The organism is Paenibacillus sp. LPE1-1-1.1, assembly GCF_040676435.1.
Taxonomy (GTDB): Bacteria; Bacillota; Bacilli; order Paenibacillales; family Paenibacillaceae; genus Pristimantibacillus.
In genome coordinates, this window is record NZ_JBEGHY010000012.1 from 1,343,930 (window position 1) to 1,361,691 (window position 17,762).

General features: G+C 48.5%; 15 protein-coding genes and 2 riboswitches. Of the genes, 8 read left to right on the top strand and 7 right to left on the bottom strand.

What is annotated here, in order from left to right:
* Positions 1–16 precede the first annotated feature (16 nt).
* Complete coding sequence (gene uvrC, locus MRBLPE1_RS16470) at positions 17–1,915, top strand: excinuclease ABC subunit UvrC (RefSeq protein ID WP_364147068.1); 1,899 nt, start codon at positions 17–19, stop codon at positions 1,913–1,915.
* On the opposite strand, the gene MRBLPE1_RS16475 is transcribed toward uvrC, so the two are convergent.
* Positions 1,884–3,512 (bottom strand): type II CAAX prenyl endopeptidase Rce1 family protein, encoded by a 1,629-nt coding sequence (locus tag MRBLPE1_RS16475; protein ID WP_364147070.1) that lies wholly within the window; start codon positions 3,510–3,512, stop codon positions 1,884–1,886. The genes uvrC and MRBLPE1_RS16475 overlap by 32 nt on opposite strands.
* 245 nt (positions 3,513–3,757) lie before the next feature.
* Positions 3,758–3,958: riboswitch (cyclic di-AMP (ydaO/yuaA leader) on the top strand.
* Between the two features lie 92 nt (positions 3,959–4,050).
* Here MRBLPE1_RS16475 and MRBLPE1_RS16480 point away from each other — a divergent pair.
* The 3 genes from MRBLPE1_RS16480 to MRBLPE1_RS16490 are packed head-to-tail and all read left to right on the top strand — an operon-like array spanning position 4,051 to position 7,332.
* Entirely contained in the window at positions 4,051–5,391 is a 1,341-nt protein-coding gene (locus tag MRBLPE1_RS16480) for a TrkH family potassium uptake protein (RefSeq protein ID WP_364147073.1), read from the top strand.
* A 19-nt stretch (positions 5,392–5,410) separates the two neighbouring features.
* Positions 5,411–6,073, top strand: a complete 663-nt coding sequence (locus MRBLPE1_RS16485) for a potassium channel family protein (RefSeq protein ID WP_364147358.1) — start codon at positions 5,411–5,413, stop codon at positions 6,071–6,073.
* Positions 6,074–6,102: 29 nt separating this feature from the next.
* Complete coding sequence (locus MRBLPE1_RS16490) at positions 6,103–7,332, top strand: cation:proton antiporter (protein ID WP_364147075.1); 1,230 nt, start codon at positions 6,103–6,105, stop codon at positions 7,330–7,332.
* Between the two features lie 30 nt (positions 7,333–7,362).
* Here MRBLPE1_RS16490 and MRBLPE1_RS16495 read toward each other — a convergent pair whose 3' ends face one another.
* Complete coding sequence (locus MRBLPE1_RS16495) at positions 7,363–8,271, bottom strand: LysR family transcriptional regulator (protein ID WP_364147076.1); 909 nt, start codon at positions 8,269–8,271, stop codon at positions 7,363–7,365.
* Between the two features lie 303 nt (positions 8,272–8,574).
* Between MRBLPE1_RS16495 and MRBLPE1_RS16500 the strand changes: the two genes are divergently transcribed.
* From MRBLPE1_RS16500 to sdhB, 3 genes are read left to right on the top strand one after another with little or no spacing between them, the layout of a single operon-like run.
* Positions 8,575–9,246 (top strand): succinate dehydrogenase cytochrome b558 subunit, encoded by a 672-nt coding sequence (locus MRBLPE1_RS16500; protein ID WP_364147077.1) that lies wholly within the window; start codon positions 8,575–8,577, stop codon positions 9,244–9,246.
* Positions 9,247–9,270: 24 nt separating this feature from the next.
* Positions 9,271–11,028, top strand: coding sequence for a succinate dehydrogenase flavoprotein subunit (gene sdhA, locus MRBLPE1_RS16505; RefSeq protein ID WP_364147079.1), 1,758 nt, complete (start codon positions 9,271–9,273; stop codon positions 11,026–11,028).
* A gap of 2 nt (positions 11,029–11,030) precedes the next feature.
* Positions 11,031–11,795 (top strand): succinate dehydrogenase iron-sulfur subunit, encoded by a 765-nt coding sequence (gene sdhB, locus MRBLPE1_RS16510; RefSeq protein WP_364147082.1) that lies wholly within the window; start codon positions 11,031–11,033, stop codon positions 11,793–11,795.
* Positions 11,796–12,019: 224 nt separating this feature from the next.
* Here sdhB and MRBLPE1_RS16515 read toward each other — a convergent pair whose 3' ends face one another.
* The 5 genes from MRBLPE1_RS16515 to corA all read right to left on the bottom strand — a co-directional run bounded on the left by MRBLPE1_RS16515 (position 12,020) and on the right by corA (position 16,313).
* Positions 12,020–12,328 (bottom strand): winged helix-turn-helix transcriptional regulator, encoded by a 309-nt coding sequence (locus tag MRBLPE1_RS16515; protein ID WP_053371996.1) that lies wholly within the window; start codon positions 12,326–12,328, stop codon positions 12,020–12,022.
* A 143-nt stretch (positions 12,329–12,471) separates the two neighbouring features.
* Positions 12,472–13,317, bottom strand: coding sequence for a DMT family transporter (locus MRBLPE1_RS16520; protein WP_364147084.1), 846 nt, complete (start codon positions 13,315–13,317; stop codon positions 12,472–12,474).
* Between the two features lie 155 nt (positions 13,318–13,472).
* Positions 13,473–14,282 carry a histidinol-phosphatase gene (locus tag MRBLPE1_RS16525; RefSeq protein ID WP_364147086.1) on the bottom strand — a complete coding sequence of 270 codons (810 nt, stop codon included), beginning with the start codon at positions 14,280–14,282 and terminating at the stop codon, positions 13,473–13,475.
* 41 nt (positions 14,283–14,323) lie between these two features.
* Positions 14,324–15,226: a LysR family transcriptional regulator gene (locus tag MRBLPE1_RS16530; RefSeq protein WP_364147088.1), complete on the bottom strand. Its 903-nt coding sequence runs from the start codon at positions 15,224–15,226 to the stop codon at positions 14,324–14,326.
* A gap of 151 nt (positions 15,227–15,377) precedes the next feature.
* Positions 15,378–16,313: a magnesium/cobalt transporter CorA gene (gene corA, locus MRBLPE1_RS16535; protein WP_139996439.1), complete on the bottom strand. Its 936-nt coding sequence runs from the start codon at positions 16,311–16,313 to the stop codon at positions 15,378–15,380.
* Positions 16,314–16,620: 307 nt separating this feature from the next.
* A riboswitch (SAM riboswitch) is annotated at positions 16,621–16,730 on the top strand.
* A 100-nt stretch (positions 16,731–16,830) separates the two neighbouring features.
* Here corA and metA point away from each other — a divergent pair.
* Positions 16,831–17,748 carry a homoserine O-acetyltransferase MetA gene (metA, locus tag MRBLPE1_RS16540; protein WP_364147090.1) on the top strand — a complete coding sequence of 306 codons (918 nt, stop codon included), beginning with the start codon at positions 16,831–16,833 and terminating at the stop codon, positions 17,746–17,748.
* Positions 17,749–17,762: the final 14 nt, after the last annotated feature.

Here is a 17,762-nt window from a genome sequence, read left to right on the forward strand (position 1 = left end):
AGTCGGAGGCGAGAGCATGGATCAACAACATACGGACCGGATGCAGGCGGAGCAGGAGCTTGCAGAGGCCAAGGAGACGATACGGAACAAACTAGCTCTGCTCCCCGATCAATCGGGCTGTTACCTTATGAAAAACAGCGAAGGCGTCATCATTTACGTAGGCAAAGCGAAGGTGCTCAAAAATCGCGTGCGTTCTTATTTCAATGGCAGCCACAACGGGAAAACGCAGCGGCTGGTATCTGAAATTCGCGACTTTGAATTCATTGTCACCTCCAGCAATATGGAAGCTCTTATTCTGGAATGCAATCTTATCAAACAATACCATCCAAGATATAACGTCCTGTTAAAGGATGACAAAACCTTTCCATACATCAAAATAACGAACGAGAAGCATCCGAAGCTTGAGGTCACCAGGCGCATCATCAAAGACAAAGGCAAGTATTTCGGCCCTTATCCTAACGCCTACGCGGCTCAGCAGACGAAGAAGCTGCTTGACCGTCTCTATCCTTTGCGAAAGTGCAAGACGCTGCCGGATAAGGTGTGCTTGTATTACCATCTCGGGCAATGTATCGCGCCTTGTGAATTTGATGTGGAGCAATCGGAGTATGACCGCATGATTCAAGAAATTTCGCGTTTTCTAAACGGCGGTCAGGATGTTGTGAAAATAGAGCTGCAGCGCAAGATGGAGGAAGCGGCCGAGAAGCTTGAATTCGAGCGGGCTAAGGAGCTTCGGGATCAGCTGGTTGCGATCGACGCCGTCATGGAGAAACAGAAAATTACGATGTCCGATGCGCTTGACCGCGATATCTTCGGCTTTGCTGTGGATAAGGGCTGGATGTGCGTCCAGATTCTTTATATGCGCCAGGGCAAGCTGATCGAAAGGCATGGGACGACTTTTCCGTACTACGGGGAAGCCTACGACGATTTCATGACGTTCGTGACGCAGTACTACAGCGATAATCCTGCATTGCCTAAACAGATCCTCCTGCCTTTGCCGCCGGAATATGAGCAAGCGGCAGCAGCAGAGGGTTCAGCGGCCGCAGAGGAGGCATCCTCGCATGCGGACGATGTTATTGCTTCCCTGCACAGCTGGTTGAAGGTTAAAGTCCTAATGCCGCAGCGAGGACGCAAGAGCGAGGTCGTAACGATGGCGACGGACAACGCGAAGGTCATGTTGGACGAGAAATTCCGTCTCATCGAGCGGGACGAGGAGCGCAGCGTCAAAGCGTCGGAGTCGTTAGCCGGCTGGCTCGGCCTTGAGGAAGTTCGACGCATCGAAGCCTTCGATAACTCGAACATTCAAGGAACGAATCCCGTCTCGGCTATGGTCGTCTTTACGGATGGCAAGCCAGACCGCAAGGAATACCGCAAATACAAGGTCAAGACCGTGAAGGGGCCTGACGATTACGAGACGATGCGTGAGGTCATACGCCGCCGTTACGAGCGCGTGCTTAAGGAGGAGATCACCCCTCCGGACTTAATCGTTGTCGATGGCGGCAAGGGTCAAATCTCGGCGGCGCTGGACGTACTCGAGAATGAGCTTGGATTATTCATCCCCGTGTGCGGACTCGTGAAGGATGCGAAGCATAAGACGGCGCAGCTCATGACCGGCGATCCGGCGGAGATTGTTCCTTTGCCGCGCGACAGCCAGGAATTTTATTTGCTGCAGCGCATTCAAGACGAGGTGCATCGCTTTGCGATTACGTTTCACCGCGAGCAGCGGGCTAAATCCATGGTTGAATCGAAGCTGGATTCGATCCCGGGCATTGGCGAGAAGCGCCGTAAGCTGCTTCTGAAGCATTTTGGTTCCATCAAAAAAATAAAAGAGGCCTCAGTCGAAGACTTTCGGCCTCTGTCTATTGGAGATAAATTAGCTTCGCAAATTATAGCTGCTCTAGGGGAGGAGTCGTCGTAAATGACGGCTTCTTTTCTTTTTTGCGGCTAAAATATTTGAGAACAAACGCAATGATCACGGGAAGCACCGAGAAAAAGATAGCCGAGATGATATTGGGCGCCGTTCCGATCGTAAGCAAGGACATGCCAACCGCTACGCTGTTAAAGATCGCATGGGTGAACATTGCCGTAATGAACCCGTATCTGACGAAAATAAAGCTGAATAGAAGGCCGATTATCATCAGCTCGATCAATCTCGTCGAGGACGGGTAGAATGGGTACATCACATGCCCAAGCGCCCAGAACAAGGTCGGAAACAGTGCTGCGGCAAATGTGTTTTTGAACCATCTGCGGAATAATCCGATGCCGAAGAAGCGGAAAACGGCTTCCTCCGAAATCGCTGCAGCCCAAGCGAGTACGGGCATTAGCCATAGAATGCCCATATTGTAAGGCGATTGGGTAACATCAGACGTATCCCAAGTACCGATCGTCAATCGGAGCGCAATGAAGATCACCGATTGAATGGCAAACAAAATAACGGCGAATAAATAAGCGAGCCCGACGCTCCGCCATACATAATCCCCATACCCCTTCTGCCCGAATCGCGGCCATAAGGCACGGCCCTGGGCTTTCCAGAGGCCATCGCCGGCCACGATCGAGATGTAGATGGACCCGGCCATCGGGATGGTGAGCAGCACCGTGAAAATGGCGGTAAACAGAACAGCCTGCCCGGCAAGCTCGTTTTCGCCTAACGTAGCCCGAATGCCGTCCAGAACGTTTAAATTCATAATAATGTAAGTGATAAAATAAACGACGGTCAAAATAATGCCGTATTTAAATGATGTGAATTTTCGATACAGCACGGCGTAAATTATGGCTAGAACGAAGAGAACAAAGCTCATGAACATATAGCCGAAGCCGGTAAGGAACTCCGCCCATTTATCTTGTTTCTTCACATATTTGATATAGTCTGCGGGGGCAGCGAAGGCCGGCTTGTATTTGGTGATCATGTTTTTGCCATCTATGTTCTGCGCATAGATATCGATATTGAGCGCAGCTTCTTCGATCACGTAACCGGCAGGCGCTTCGCCGTGCCACTCACCTTTTTCATTGATGCTGGTCTCCTTAAATGCGGCGCCGCCGAAGCTTTGCGTGTTTAGAAAAGCGGCGACTTCCTTATTCATATCGGTGTCAGACAGCCCTGGTCCGTCAATAAGAAAGTTCCAGGCGACGATTTTTTCGCTTTGCATATGTACGTAAACGAAGCCGCTTCCACCGTCCGTAAATTTCAAATCGACTTGGAACGTATCCGTAGGGAAGCTCGGATCGTATTTATCGCTATACGTGTTGACCAGTTTATGTTTGTTTAAGTAGCCGTTTATCAATTTATCGGTTTGATGCACCGCTTTGGCCGATTTCACCTCTAGGCCTGTGTGTTTCTCGGCGAAAGAAGCAGCGCGGTCCTCGGCGTCTGATTTTGCAATAACTTTTGTGTTTAATTCGCCTGTAACGATGGATGCGATCATGGGGCCTACTTCAACCGCAACGTAAATGAGGAAGCAAGCAATCGCTGCCCACAGAAAACGTTTCCATTCGTTTGGCTTGATTGAATCAATCATGGGTTCACCTCAACTGTCCTTTTAATGAATAACTTATTCCATTACCTTAACATATAAATCCCTGAATTATCCAATGAAAAAGCATGTCTGCTTTCAAAAAAATGCGAAATAACGATATCCGGCAAGCCTGATGCTTGCTGCTTCATCGCGATGCCCTTATTTGGCCTTAAATCGTCTGGTTTGTCCCAAACATCCCCTTTATATCGTGACTGCTTTGGGATTATAATCGTTAACGTCATACAAATCGCATAGCAAAGCCGAATTTCCTATGGAAAACGGGGGAACCATAAAGCTGTCATCGCAGAATCAGATTCAAGAGAATCGATTCTCATTTGGCGGCATGGGGTGAATTTTAGCGGTGAAGCATCGACTTCCGCCGCCGAATAGGGCTGCCTGTCCAGGCCCGAATCCGTCAGCTAACCTCGTAGGCAACCTGGAACAGGACTCATCGCACAGAGCACTTGAGTTTCAGTGCTTTTTTTTATGCTTATATATAGATAATGCATGGTTATGACTTAACGCAGAAGAAGGTTGAATAATGAAGCTGGATTGGAATGTGTTGAAATGGTCCCCGCCGCGGATATTGGTCAGCGGGTTTGCGCTTATTATCGTGCTGGGCGCATTGTTATTATCCATGCCGTTTGCCTCGGCGAGCGGAGAAAGGCTCCCTTTTTTGGACGCATTGTTTACGGCTACTTCGGCCACCTGCGTAACGGGGCTGGTTGTGGTAGATACGGGGACTTATTTTTCGGTCGCGGGCCAGGTTATATTAATGTGCCTGTTTCAACTGGGCGGTCTCGGCTTTATGACAATGGCAACGCTTGTCGCTCTCGTGCTGCGCAAGAAAATTTCGTTGCGCGAGCGGTTATTGCTGCAGGAGGCGATGAATCAATCAAGCATGGAAGGGATCGTAAGGCTGATCAGGCGGGTGATCGGGTATTCATTAGCTATCGAACTTATCGGCTTTATCTTGTTTTCTTTTAGGTTTGCATTCGATATGCCTATAGGAAAGGCGTTATTTTTCGGCTCTTTCCATGCCGTGTCCTTATTCAATAACGCCGGGTTTGATATTTTCGGAGGATACCGCAGCCTTACGCTTTATGTAGAAGATCCCATCGTCAATATTACGGCTATGCTTCTTATCATAACGGGAGGCCTGGGCTTCGTCGTGATGTCTGATCTAATGGAATTCCGCAAAAACCAAAAACTATCGCTGCACAGCAAGGTCGTCCTTTCCATGACGGGAACGTTAATTGCCGTAGGTACAATCGTTATTTTTGTTTTTGAATTTTCGAATACGAAGACGCTTGGTTCATTAGACTGGAGTGGTAAAATTTGGTCCTCGTTTTTTCAGTCCGTCACGCCAAGGACTGCCGGAGCCAATACGCTCGACTATACGGCACTTCGTCAAGCTACCGTATTTTTTACGATTATATTGATGTTCATCGGTGCGTCCCCCGGTTCAACGGGCGGCGGTATCAAGACCACCACCTTTACGACTTTGGTTGGTGCCGTAATCGCGATGATTCGCGGACGCGAGGATATCGTCTTCTTTCGGTACCGGCTCGGCAAAGACAGGATATTCAAAGCGCTCACCATTACTTTAATATCACTGGGGCTCGTCATTATTGTAACGATGGTCTTATCGATGACCGAGGATCAGGCCTTTTTAAAGCTGTTGTTCGAAGCGACCTCAGCTTTCGGTACGGTAGGCTTATCCGTTGGCGTTACGCCAGAGCTCAGCAATGTGGGGAAAATAGTCATTGCATTTACGATGTTTGCCGGCCGGCTTGGTCCATTGACGCTTGCTTATGCGTTAGGGCCCCGTACGGAAAAAGAATTATACCGGCATCCTGAAGGCAAAATTACGATTGGATAGGAGACATACGCAAGTGGGAATAAAAAAGAAGCAGTTTGTCATTATTGGATTAGGTCGATTTGGCTCGAGCCTTGGACAAGAGCTCGTTGAGCTCGGTCACGAGGTGCTCGGCATTGACAAAGACGAGGAGGCCGTTCAGGACATGAGCGGCGTGCTTACTTATGCCGTAACGGCAGATTGCACGGATGAGGAAACGCTTCGTTCGCTCGGCGTACGGAACTTTGACTGCGGAGTCGTCGCCATTGGCGATGACATTCAATCCAGTATTTTGACGACAATTCTGCTTAAGGACCTAGGCGTGAAGCAGGTTGTAGCGAAAGCGATGAGCGAGCTTCATGGCCGCGTGCTTGAGAAAATAGGTGTGGACCGCGTCGTCTATCCGGAGAGAGATATGGGAATCAGGGTCGCGCATCAGCTCGTTTCGCCAAACCTGCTTGATTATATCGAACTTTCCAAGGAATATACGATCGCGGAGCTTGCGGTACCTCAATGCCTGGATGGTAAATCACTGCATGATTTAAATCCGCGCGCCAGATTCGGCTGCAGTATCGTAGCCATCAATAAACCAAACGGCATTATTATTGCTCCTACGGCAACAGACGTACTCGCTTTGCGGGATGTTATGGTTATTATTGGTACAAATGAGCAAATCGAAGATTTTGAAGCCACGGTCATACGTTAAGGAGCCTAAGGAACGGAAGTGAGAGGCATTTGGAAACCGCAGCAACACCCGTCATTCATCATTTGCTTATATTGCTTATACTCATTGTAATTGCCGGTATGCTGGCAGGCCGCGCAGCGCTCCAGCTTCGTATTCCCGATGTGGCTGCATTTATTATAGTAGGAATGCTGCTGGGTCAAGGCTTGCACTGGATAAATGAATCGAGCTCTTCCTTGATTAACCAGCTCGTACTCATCGTAGGCTCAACCGTCATATTATTCGATGGAGGGCGCAATATCAGTCTAACAGGTTTAAGTAAAGTGAAATGGACGGTCGCGTTACTGAGCGTTCCCGGCGTGCTTATAACCGTTGCTGTCGTAGGCACGGCTATCCATTTTATTTTCGGCTTGGAATGGCTGTATGCGCTTCTAGCAGCTTCAGTTATTGCCTCGACGGATCCGGCTTCCATTATTCCGGTGTTCCGGCAGGTTTCCATTAGGAAGAAGGTACGGGAAACCGTAGAAAGCGAGTCGGCCTTTAATGATGCGACCGGTTCTATTATTACATTTGCTTTAATCGCCGCGATTATAGGGAAATCGGCGTTAGAGGCCGGTCCTTTGCTTTACGAATTCTCTTATACGGCTTTCGGGGGCATTGCCTTAGGCTTATTGATTGGCGCTGTTTCCGTGTTCGTTGTGGCTCATCTGAAGCTGGGCATCCTGCGGGACTACACAACCATCGCCATGCTGGCAACGGCTTTAGCCGCGTATTTGTTTGGAGATTTATTGCATGTGAGCGGGTTTATGGCTACCTTTGTAGCGGGACTGATATGGGGAAATCCTCGGCTGCTGAAGCTGCAACTGGATGAAAAAGAAACGGAAATCATCCATTTTTCCGACAATGTGACGGTGATGCTGCGAATGCTCATATTTGTGCTTCTCGGCAGCCAAGTGGATATTGCTTTGCTGCTCGAATACGGCTGGCAAAGCATCGCGGTCGTATTGGTGCTTATGCTTATCGCGCGCCCGATTACGGTTCTGGTATGCAGCTTGCCTGACCGGAAGGCAGCCTGGCAAAAAAATGAGCTGGTATTTATGATGTGGGTGAGAGAGACCGGCGTTATCCCAGCTGTTTTATCGGGCATGATCACGAGCGCCGGCATACAGTATGCGGATAAAATCGCTTCAATTACCTTAATGGCAATCCTTGTGACGGTACTGCTTCAAGCGAGCACGACCGCGTTTCTGGCGAAAAAGCTCGGAATGGATTCGGAAGCTTAATATTGGAAATGCTGAAGGACATCGGCCTCTTTAGAGGCTGATGTCCTTTTTTGTAGGGAAGCGTGCGGCAAGCTCGTTAATCCAAAGCCGAACGGAAGGGCTTAACGCGGCGGAATCGGCATGAATGAGCGAGGTTGTCCGCTTCGTATCCTCGAGCTCGCGAATGGGAATGACGGCGAGATCGTTGTCTTCAAGCAGCTGATTGCGCATATAGGATTGCGGCAGCAGCGTTGCTGCCCTGCAGGTATGAAGCAAGCGCAAAATCGCTTCAAACGAATCGATTTCCATCCGCACATCCGGCTGAAGATGGTACTTGTCGAAGAGCTCATCGGTAAGCAGCCGGTACCACGTGCCTTTGGAGAACAAGATCATCGGCATGCCGGTCAAATCTTGGATGCCTAATGCGCCTTTGTCGGTAATGACCTGATTGCGCGGCAGCACCAGCGATAAATGATCCTCGAATAAAGGAATGCAGCGGAGCGTAGAATCCTCGATGCTGGAGGCTACGATCCCAATATCCGCTTTATGGTCGCGAACAAGCGATACAATTTCATGGGTTTTGCCAGTTACCGCTTTAATATCGATTTCGGGATGAGCCGACGTCAGCCTTTGGATCAAATCAGGCAGCGTCGTTTGCAAAGTCGTTAGGCTTGCTCCTATCGTCAGCGTGGTATGTCCCGTGGATGTGAATTCCGATAAGGTTTGCAAATATTTGCGATGAAGCTGGCGCAGCTCAAGGGCATATTCATAGGTGAGCTGCCCAATCCGCGTGAGCTCGAGCCGTTTGCCGATCCGGCGAAACAACGGCGAACCGAGCTCCTGCTCGAGCTTGGCTATTTTGCGGGAGAGCGCCGGCTGGGACAAATTGAGCAATACCGAAGCCTTATTCATGCTGGACTGCTCGACGATAACGGTGAAGACATGCATCTCTTCATTCATGAAAGAAGCTCCTTATGTCATTTTGTTATAAGAAATTATAAAAAATAAGCAATTCCATTATAAGATGAAAAGGAGTAGGATGGGAAGTGTGGCTAATATGTGTCGACTTTTGTTGACGGAGGTACATGCTGGGGTTACAATGTAGAATGATTTGCCAAGCGTAACAAGCTGATGCCAGCCCTCGGCGGCACAGCGCTTCATTTGCGCTGAAATATAAGCAATGTATAAAGGAATATCCGATACATTCTTATATTTTAAAAAAAGCATGCTAGCACTCACAGTTTTGAAAGGAGAAGGAATGACATGAAAGGAAACTCGTATTTCTCGCGCAAGCTTCACTCGCTTCTCGGGATCATTCCGCTCGGCGGTTTTATCGTCGTGCATGGTCTGACCAACTACCAGGCGTTTGAACGCGGACCTGAAGGCTTCGACAAAGGCGTACATTTGATCAACAGCTTGCCAGTGCTGCCGCTGCTCGAGATTTTCGGCATTTACCTCCCGCTATTGTTTCACGGTATTTACGGCTTATACGTCGCTTACCAATCGAACACGAATACGGGACGCTTCAAATATGGACGCAACTGGGCGTTTACTGCACAGAGGGTTACAGGGGTAATTACCTTTGTATTCGTCTTCTGGCATGTATTCCAGACTCGGATCCAAGTCTATCTCGGCAACATCACGCATGAAGAGCTGGGCTCGACGATGAATCAAATTGCGAGCAGCCCCGCGTATTTCGTGCTTTATGTTATCGGCGTGCTTGCAGCCGTATTCCACTTCAGCAACGGACTCTGGGCGTTTCTGATCAGCTGGGGCATTACGATCGGCCCGAAGGCACAGCGTATTTCTTCTTACATTTGCATGGGCGTTTTTGTTATTGTGTCCGCTTTGTTTATTCTTTCGCTTATCGCATTTACCGGCGACGAATTTAAAGAAGCTGCAAGTGCGGCATTGGCATTTACGAATATCGGTTAGTTTGTAGACAAGGAGCGAAGCGTTATGGCTAAAAATAAAATTATCATCGTTGGCGGCGGTCTTGCCGGCTTGATGGCTACCATCAAAGCGGCAGAAGCCGGCGTACACGTTGATCTGTTTTCACTGGTACCGGTCAAACGTTCCCACTCAGTATGCGCACAGGGCGGCATTAACGGCGCTGTTAATACAAAAGGGGAAGGCGATTCTCCGTGGGAGCATTTCGACGATACCGTTTACGGCGGGGATTTCCTCGCAAATCAGCCGCCTGTTAAAGCAATGTGCGACGCGGCACCAGGCATTATCCACCTAATGGACCGTATGGGCGTTATGTTCAGCCGTACTGCCGAAGGTTTGCTCGACTTCCGCCGTTTCGGCGGCACGAAGCATTCCCGTACAGCTTTCGCGGGCGCGACGACAGGACAGCAGCTTCTATATGCGCTGGACGAGCAAGTTCGCCGCTGGGAAGCAGCGGGTTTGGTCAACAAATACGAGCACTGGGAATTCCTTGGCGCAGTCGTTGACGACGACGGCATTTGCCGCGGGGTTTCGGCGCAGGATCTGCGCTCGATGGAAGTGCACACGGTTCGTGCGGATGCGGTTATTCTTGCATCAGGCGGTCCCGGCATTATTTTCGGCAAAACAACAAACTCGGTTATCAATACAGGTACGGCTGCCAGCGCGGTGTATCAGCAAGGCGTTAACTACGCGAACGGCGAATTCATTCAAATTCACCCGACTGCGATTCCGGGAGACGACAAGCTGCGCTTGATGTCCGAATCGGCGCGCGGTGAAGGCGGACGGATCTGGACTTACAAAGACGGCAAGCCTTGGTACTTCCTTGAGGAAAAATATCCGGCTTACGGAAACCTGGTGCCGCGTGATATTGCAACGCGTGAAATTTTCAGCGTGTGTGTCGATCAGAAGCTCGGCATCAATCAGGAAAACATGGTTTACCTTGATCTGTCCCATAAAGATCCGAAGGAGCTCGATGTGAAGCTCGGCGGCATCATTGAAATTTATGAGAAGTTCATGGGCGATGACCCGCGCAAAATTCCAATGAAAATCTTCCCTGCGGTCCATTATTCAATGGGCGGCATGTGGGTCGATTACAACCAAATGACGAACATTCAAGGCTTGTTCGCTGCCGGCGAGTGCGAGTATCAATATCACGGCGCAAACCGTCTCGGCGCAAACTCGCTCCTATCGGCTATTTACGGCGGTATGGTAGCTGGACCAAAGGCCGTGGAATATATCAAAGGCTTGAAAAAATCAGCTGAAGATGTTGCTTCCTCCGTATTTGATCGCGAGAATAAGCGCCAAACGGATAAATACAACAGCATCATCAACATGAACGGCAACGAGAATGCTTATGTCATTCACAAAGAGCTTGGCGAATGGATGACGAACAACATGACCGTTGTACGCTTTAACGATAAGCTGGAGCAAACGATCCACAAGATCAAAGAGCTGAAGCAGCGTTATTCGAAAATCAACATTAATGATACGGCGCAGTGGAACAACGCGGGCGTGGCATTCACCCGTCAGCTTTGGAACATGCTTGAGCTGTCTGAAGCCATGACGCTTGGCGGATTGCTGCGCAACGAGAGCCGCGGAGCACATTACAAGCCGGATTTCCCGGAGCGCGACGACGATCAATTCATGAAATCGACGATTGCGAAATGGACGAAGGAAGGTCCGCAAATTTCGTACGAGGACATCGATGTGAGCTTAATCAAGCCACGTAAACGTGATTACTCGAGCGACAAGAAGAAAGGAGAATAATGATGGCTGAAACGACTGTTGCTACAAAATCGGTTAAGTTTATCATCACGCGCCAAGACACTCCTGATTCAAAGCCTTATACGGAAGAGTTCGAAATTCCTTACCGCGCGAATATGAACGTAATCAGCGGTTTGATGGAAATTCAGCGTAATCCGAAGAAAGCTGACGGCGCAAGCACGGCACCTGTATGCTGGGACTCCAATTGCTTGGAAGAAGTATGCGGCGCCTGCTCAATGGTCATCAACGGTAAGCCGCGTCAAGCATGCAGCGCGCTGGTTGATAAGCTGGAGCAGCCGATTCGCCTTGAACCGATGAGCACATTCCCGGTTGTCCGTGACCTTGTCATTAACCGTGAACGTATGTTTGGCGCTCTAAAACGCGTTAAGGCATGGATTCCGATTGACGGTACGTACGATTTGGGTCCTGGTCCTCGGATGGCTGAAACGAAGCGTCAATGGGCCTACGAGCTATCCAAATGCATGACTTGCGGCGTTTGCCTCGAAGCTTGCCCTAACGTAAACGACCGGAACAGCTTTGTCGGTCCTGCAGCCATTTCACAGGTTCGTTTGTTTAACGCTCATCCAACAGGTGAGATGAACAAAGAAGAACGTCTGGATGCGCTTATGACTGACGGCGGTATCGAAGGCTGCGGCAACTCGCAAAACTGTGTTCGCGCATGTCCGAAGGGCATTCCGCTCACGACTTCGATTGCTGCAATCAACAAGGATACGACAAAACATCTATTCAAGAAATGGCTCGGCATGTAGGAAGAGCCAGTTGTGGAAACCCTCGATTTTTCGAGGGTTTCTTTTTTTACGAACATGATATTGATTATTATTATCAATGATAGTGGATCAGTAATCCTTTGTCAATTGCGTCAGGGACAGGAAGTGAGTAAAGAAGTCTTACCAGCCGTGCCGATAAAGGAGTGAAATTCGCGTTCGGTTCCACGAGGTGAAAATAAAAAAAACCGCCTCAGCGGTTTCTTAATTTACATCCATTGTTCTCCCCATTTTTGAATGGACTCAATGACTGGCTCCAGCTCGCGGCCTTTGCCGGTTAGCTCGTACTCAATGCGTACGGGCATTTCAGGATATACCTGACGTTTAATAATCGTTATCGTTTCCAGTTCTTTCATCCGGTCCGTTAGCATTTTGTCGCTCATCTCGGGAATCTGTTCTTTGATCTCTTTGAACCGCTTAGGTCCTCCGAGCAAAACCCGAATAATTCTGCCAGTCCACTTCTTACCTAATATGTCGGCTGCGGCTTCATACTTTGGGCACATTGTCGAATAATCCAACCGTATCACCCCGCTTTTTGTAATACTATTGTAGCATATGAACAAACTAAAAGTAAGTTCATTTGAGTGGGAATAGGTGTTATTTCAAAAATATATATTTACTATATAAAAGTTAGGATACAAGGGAAGGCATACGCCATTCCTTATAATCGGATTATGATTAAACCGAGGATGGTGCAGGCAAAGGCTGTCCACTGCACAAACGTAAGCTTTTCTTTGTAATATAGAATGGCTCCGGCCGCAACTACGAGGCTGTTCGTTGCAAAGATAGGCGCTGCCAGATTCGCCTGGCCCGTGGCAAGCGCCATCGCATAAAGCTGCAATCCGCCGTATGAGAATAGACCGGCAACGATGCCTAACCAAAGTCCGGTTCGTTCTGCATTTCGGGATACGGGAGCGTTGGACGGAACTAAAAACCAGCATAGCGAAACGGCATAAGCAATTAACAAAATCGGCGCACTGGGGAATCCCAGCTCCTCGGTCACCTTGAGACCGCCGTTTCGGAGAGCGAACATGATGATCGCGGTACCTACGAGCAGGAACCACCTTTTTTCCGTTATGGTAAGCGGTTCCTTCCGTTTATGGGCAATGAAGATGACCGCGAGCAGAAGCAGTGAAATGCCAACGGCCTCGGAAGCGCTTAACGGTTCTTGGTACCACCAAGTGGCCATCGCGACGACCAAGATGATGTTCATGTTCGTCAGCGGGGAGGTCAAGCTTGCCGGCCCAAAATACAAGGCTTTCATAAACAAGGCATTTCCCCAAGCGGAGCCGGCGCCTATAATCAAACCCGCAATCCATATGTGAGGTTCGGAAAGCCGATCGAGTGTTCCTTCAAGCGCGGCATGAACGCCAAAGCCGAGCGTTCCGGATGCGTATAGTCCAAGCAGAAGCGTTTTGGTTGAGCCGCCGCGCATTTGCGAGACCTTCATCCACCAGCCTGCTAGTCCAAATAAAATAGCGCTGCTGATGGCGGTAATGAGCCACATGGATGTTCAACCCCTCAAATTTGTTACACAATTGAAATAGTTCTGTTATCGTCTCATTACATTAATGGGCTATTATAATAAACAAGACCCCCTTTTTTAATATATTACTTGGGACCTGCAGCGTGCAGGTCCATTTTTTTTGTCCTCATGCCTGCTTATATCGGTACGATGACCTGCTGGCGCTTGCGGAAATAAACCCAATGCTTAAAGCCGATTTCCTTCAGTCGTTGCTCCACGAGCTCCCATTCATCGCCTACTCTGCTTGGCAGATGGGCATCCGATCCGAAGGTCACGTTCACGCCAAAATGGAGCGCACGCTCCAGGATCGCATCGGACGGGTACCAGCCTCCTACATACTTTGTGCTGCCGGATGTGTTGATCTCGATGGAAACTCCGCATTCCGCGATGGTCTGCAGCGTATCGTCGATTTCAACTTGCGCCGGAATGTCGGAGAATGCGGGGTAATAACCTTTCATCGCGTCAATGTGACCCAAAATATCGAACATGCCGCTGCGCGCGGATTGTTTAATCAGATCATAATAGCTCCGCTTCACTTCGATATGCTGCTCTTCATTTAAATTTTTCCAGCGATTCCGGTTAAAAATGCTCACCTCGCCTACTTGATGCACCGACCCGATTAAATAGTCGAAGGGTACGCCTTCGTAAGCTTTTTTATAGCTCTCGATGTACTGGGGGAAGAAGTCGGATTCCATGCCGAGCAAAACCTCGATCTTGCCTGCGTATTTCTCCTTTAAACGAAGCACCTCTTGCACGTAGTTTGCGAAATCGCTCCTTGCCATTGCGATGCCCGGCGAAGGTTGATCCTCTTTATGGTAGAAATAGGGGGAATGGTCAGAGATGCCGATAACCTGAAGCCCGGCTTCGAGGCCTGCAAGGATATAATCTTCGATTGTTCCGTTCGCGTGGCCGCATCTCACATGATGGGTATGTAAATCGAATTTCATTTGTATTCTCTCCTTGTCGGGTTTCTGGAATGGGATGCTGTTTATTCGCTGCTAATAAATTGATGCTCGGGCATGCCCTTTAAGTCGCTAAGAAATTGCTGCATTGCGGTATTGATGTAGCGTCCGGATTTATAGACGACACCGACGGGATGGCTCATATCCAGCTCGTTTACTTTAATCATCTTTAGAGTACCCAGCCGCACCTCGTTCGCAATGGAAAGTTTTGAAACGACTGCCGCGCCCAAATTGATCTCTACCATGCGCTTTACTTCCTCGCTGCTCGAGACCTCCATGAGAATATTCGGTTGTATGCCGTATTTGCGGAATATTTGATCAATGAATTTGCGGCCAAGCGTATCCGGAGCCAACATGATCATCGGAATGTCCTTGAGCGTATCAAAGGTCGTATGCACAAGTTTGCTCATGGGATGAGATGGTGATACGACGAGCTCGAATGTATCGTAATAAAGAACGGAGGAGGTTACGTTCGGATTTTTTTCGGTAAGGTATGTAATTCCGATATCGACGGAGCCGTTCTCGACGCTGGTCATAACCTGAGATGATGGCATGGAATGTATTGTTGTTTTGATTAGCGGAAATTGATTTTGAAAATAGGATAGCACGCGCGGCAAAATTTGGATGGCGATGGATGAAGTCGTTCCAAGAAGAATATGGCCCTGCGGCGTTAAATTCAAATCGGACAGCTTGTGCTTAAGCTCTTCCACAATCGTAAGGATTTGTTCGGCATGATCTAGAAATACTTGTCCATGATCCGTTAAAGTGACTGGCTGATTACGGTCGATGAGGACCGTTTTGAACTCATCCTCAAGGCTTTTGATTTGCGCCGATACGGCAGGCTGGGTTAAATTCAGCAGCTCGCCGGCTTTCCGGAAGCTCATCGTTTTGGATATCGTTAGGAGTGTTTCAAGCTGACTAATGTTCACGTCAATCCCCCTTTCAAAGGAACAAAATGTTCAAATATGTATTTTCTTATTATAAAGGATAGAAGTACCATCGGCAAAAAAGGACCGCGGCGCTTCAGGCATGATGGCCGTAGCGCTTGCAGTCCTTCTGAACCTATCCATTTTCGGCTCGTTACAGCCATTCCTTCTTGCGGAAAATGAAGAACATGCTAATTCCGAGCAGCAGCATAATGCCCAGCAAAATGTAGGAACCGAGGCGGAGATGAAGACCCGGTATGAAATCAAAGTTCATTCCGTATATTCCCGTAATAAAGGTGAGCGGCATGAATATCGTCGTAATCGCGGTAAACACGCGCATGATTTCATTCGCGCGGTTCGATACGCTGGACTGGTAGGCTTCGCGTAAGTTGCCCATGAGATCGCGGTACGTATCGAAGGATTCGGCAATTTTGAGCGCATTCTCATAAATATCGCTAAAATATTTTTGCAGCTGATCGTCGATTAGCTTTAGGTCCTTTTTATTAAGGGTAGCAATAACGTCGCGCTGCGGTCCAAGAACCTTTTTCAGCCACAAGATCTCACCGCGCAAACCGATGATTTCGTTCAAATGCGATTTTTTGGTATGCATCAAAATATCTTCTTCGAGCGCCTCGATCCGGTTATCGATCCGGTCGCCGACGAGAAAATAGTTATCGACGACAATGTCGACGAGATGGTATAAGAAATAATCGGGACGGCTTACCTCTTGCTCCCACAGCACCGGCTTTAACGAACGGAGCTCATTAATCTTCTGTTTCGTGACGGTTATAATAAAGTGGCGGCCAAGAAAAATATTGAGCGCCCTTAGAAAAATTTCTTCGTCATCGAAACGAATGCTGTTAATCACGATGAAATAATGGCTTTCATAAATTTCGATTTTCGGACGCTGCTCCTCTTCGCTGAGGCAGTCCTCGACAGCCAGGTCATGCATGCTGAACAGCGGCTGGAGAACGGCGAGATCCTCCACGTCAGCGTCAATCCAGTAAAAACCCTCTTTGGAGGGAACTAAAGTTTCGTTAATATCATCTATAGTCGTAAAAATGCCATTGCTTACGAGACGTATTTTCATCCGGAGTTACTCCTTTCTTTCGTTAGAGGAAACTGCCGGCTGAATTGGACTTGGCCGGCAGTAACCGTATTCGATCGTTTTCAGGCTTCGGTCTGTCGCCTTCCATGTCCGTTTGCACCCCTTTATTAATGGAATAAATGAAATAATTCTTGTCTAGTATACTCCCGCATCTGCTTTACATTCAAGCACAAAAACAACGGATTTCAAGGGATATCTTCAGGATATGCAAAGGAGCTTCTTGACGCGATTAACAGAATGCATTAAAGTTGAAAGTGAAATGTAACCGCGGAAAATTGAATAGACTACTTTCTTATCAAGAGCAGGCGGAGGGACTAGCCCGATGAAGCCCGGCAACCGGCGTGAAAAACGCACGGTGCTAATTCTTGCGGAGACATTTATGTTTCTGAGAGATGAGAGAGGCGGATGGCTTATTTACTGAGCATACGACCTTTTCTCACAGCAGAAAGGGTCTTTTTCATGTTCAAGCGGTCATACTGCCTAATAAGGAGTGAAAACCATGCCTATTAAAGTACCAGACAATTTACCGGCAAAAGAAATTTTGAACAACGAGAACATCTTTGTTATGGATGAAAGCATCGCCTATCATCAAGATATCAGGCCGCTCCGGATCGCCATCCTTAACTTAATGCCGACGAAAGAGACGACCGAAACGCAGCTGCTGAGACTCATCGGCAATACGCCGCTTCAGGTTGAGGTCGTACTGCTGCATCCGAAGACGCATACGTCAAAAAACACTTCGGCCGAGCATTTGGAATCCTTTTACAAAACGTTCGATGAGATTTCCCATGAATATTACGACGGGCTCATCATTACGGGAGCACCGGTAGAGCATATGCCTTTCGAGGACGTGAACTACTGGGAGGAATTAAAGGAGATCATGGATTGGAGCGCAAGACGCGTAACTTCCACCTTCCACATCTGTTGGGCGGCACAGGCGGGGCTTTACCACCATTTCAACGTGCCGAAATATAACTTGGACAGCAAAATGTTCGGCGTCTATCCGCATACCGTCGAGAAACGCAACGTAAATTTGCTTCGCGGCTTCGATGAAATGTTTTTTGTGCCGCAGTCGCGCCATACGGAGGTTCGAAGAGAGGATATCGATTCGATCGATTCACTGGACATTTTATCGGAATCACCGGATTCCGGCGTATATATTGTTGCTTCGAAGGACGGCAAACAAATATTCGTTACGGGCCATTCCGAATACGATCCGACTTCGCTCAAGTTTGAATACGACCGTGACCAGGCCAAAGGGCTTCGCATAGACGTGCCGAAAAACTATTTCCCGGGAGATAATCCCGCAAATTTGCCGCGGTCAACCTGGCGCGCTCATGCAAACCTGTTATTTTCAAACTGGCTTAACTATTATGTATACCAGCAAACACCGTTTGATTTGGGTGGGGGCATTTAATAATAAAAAAGGAG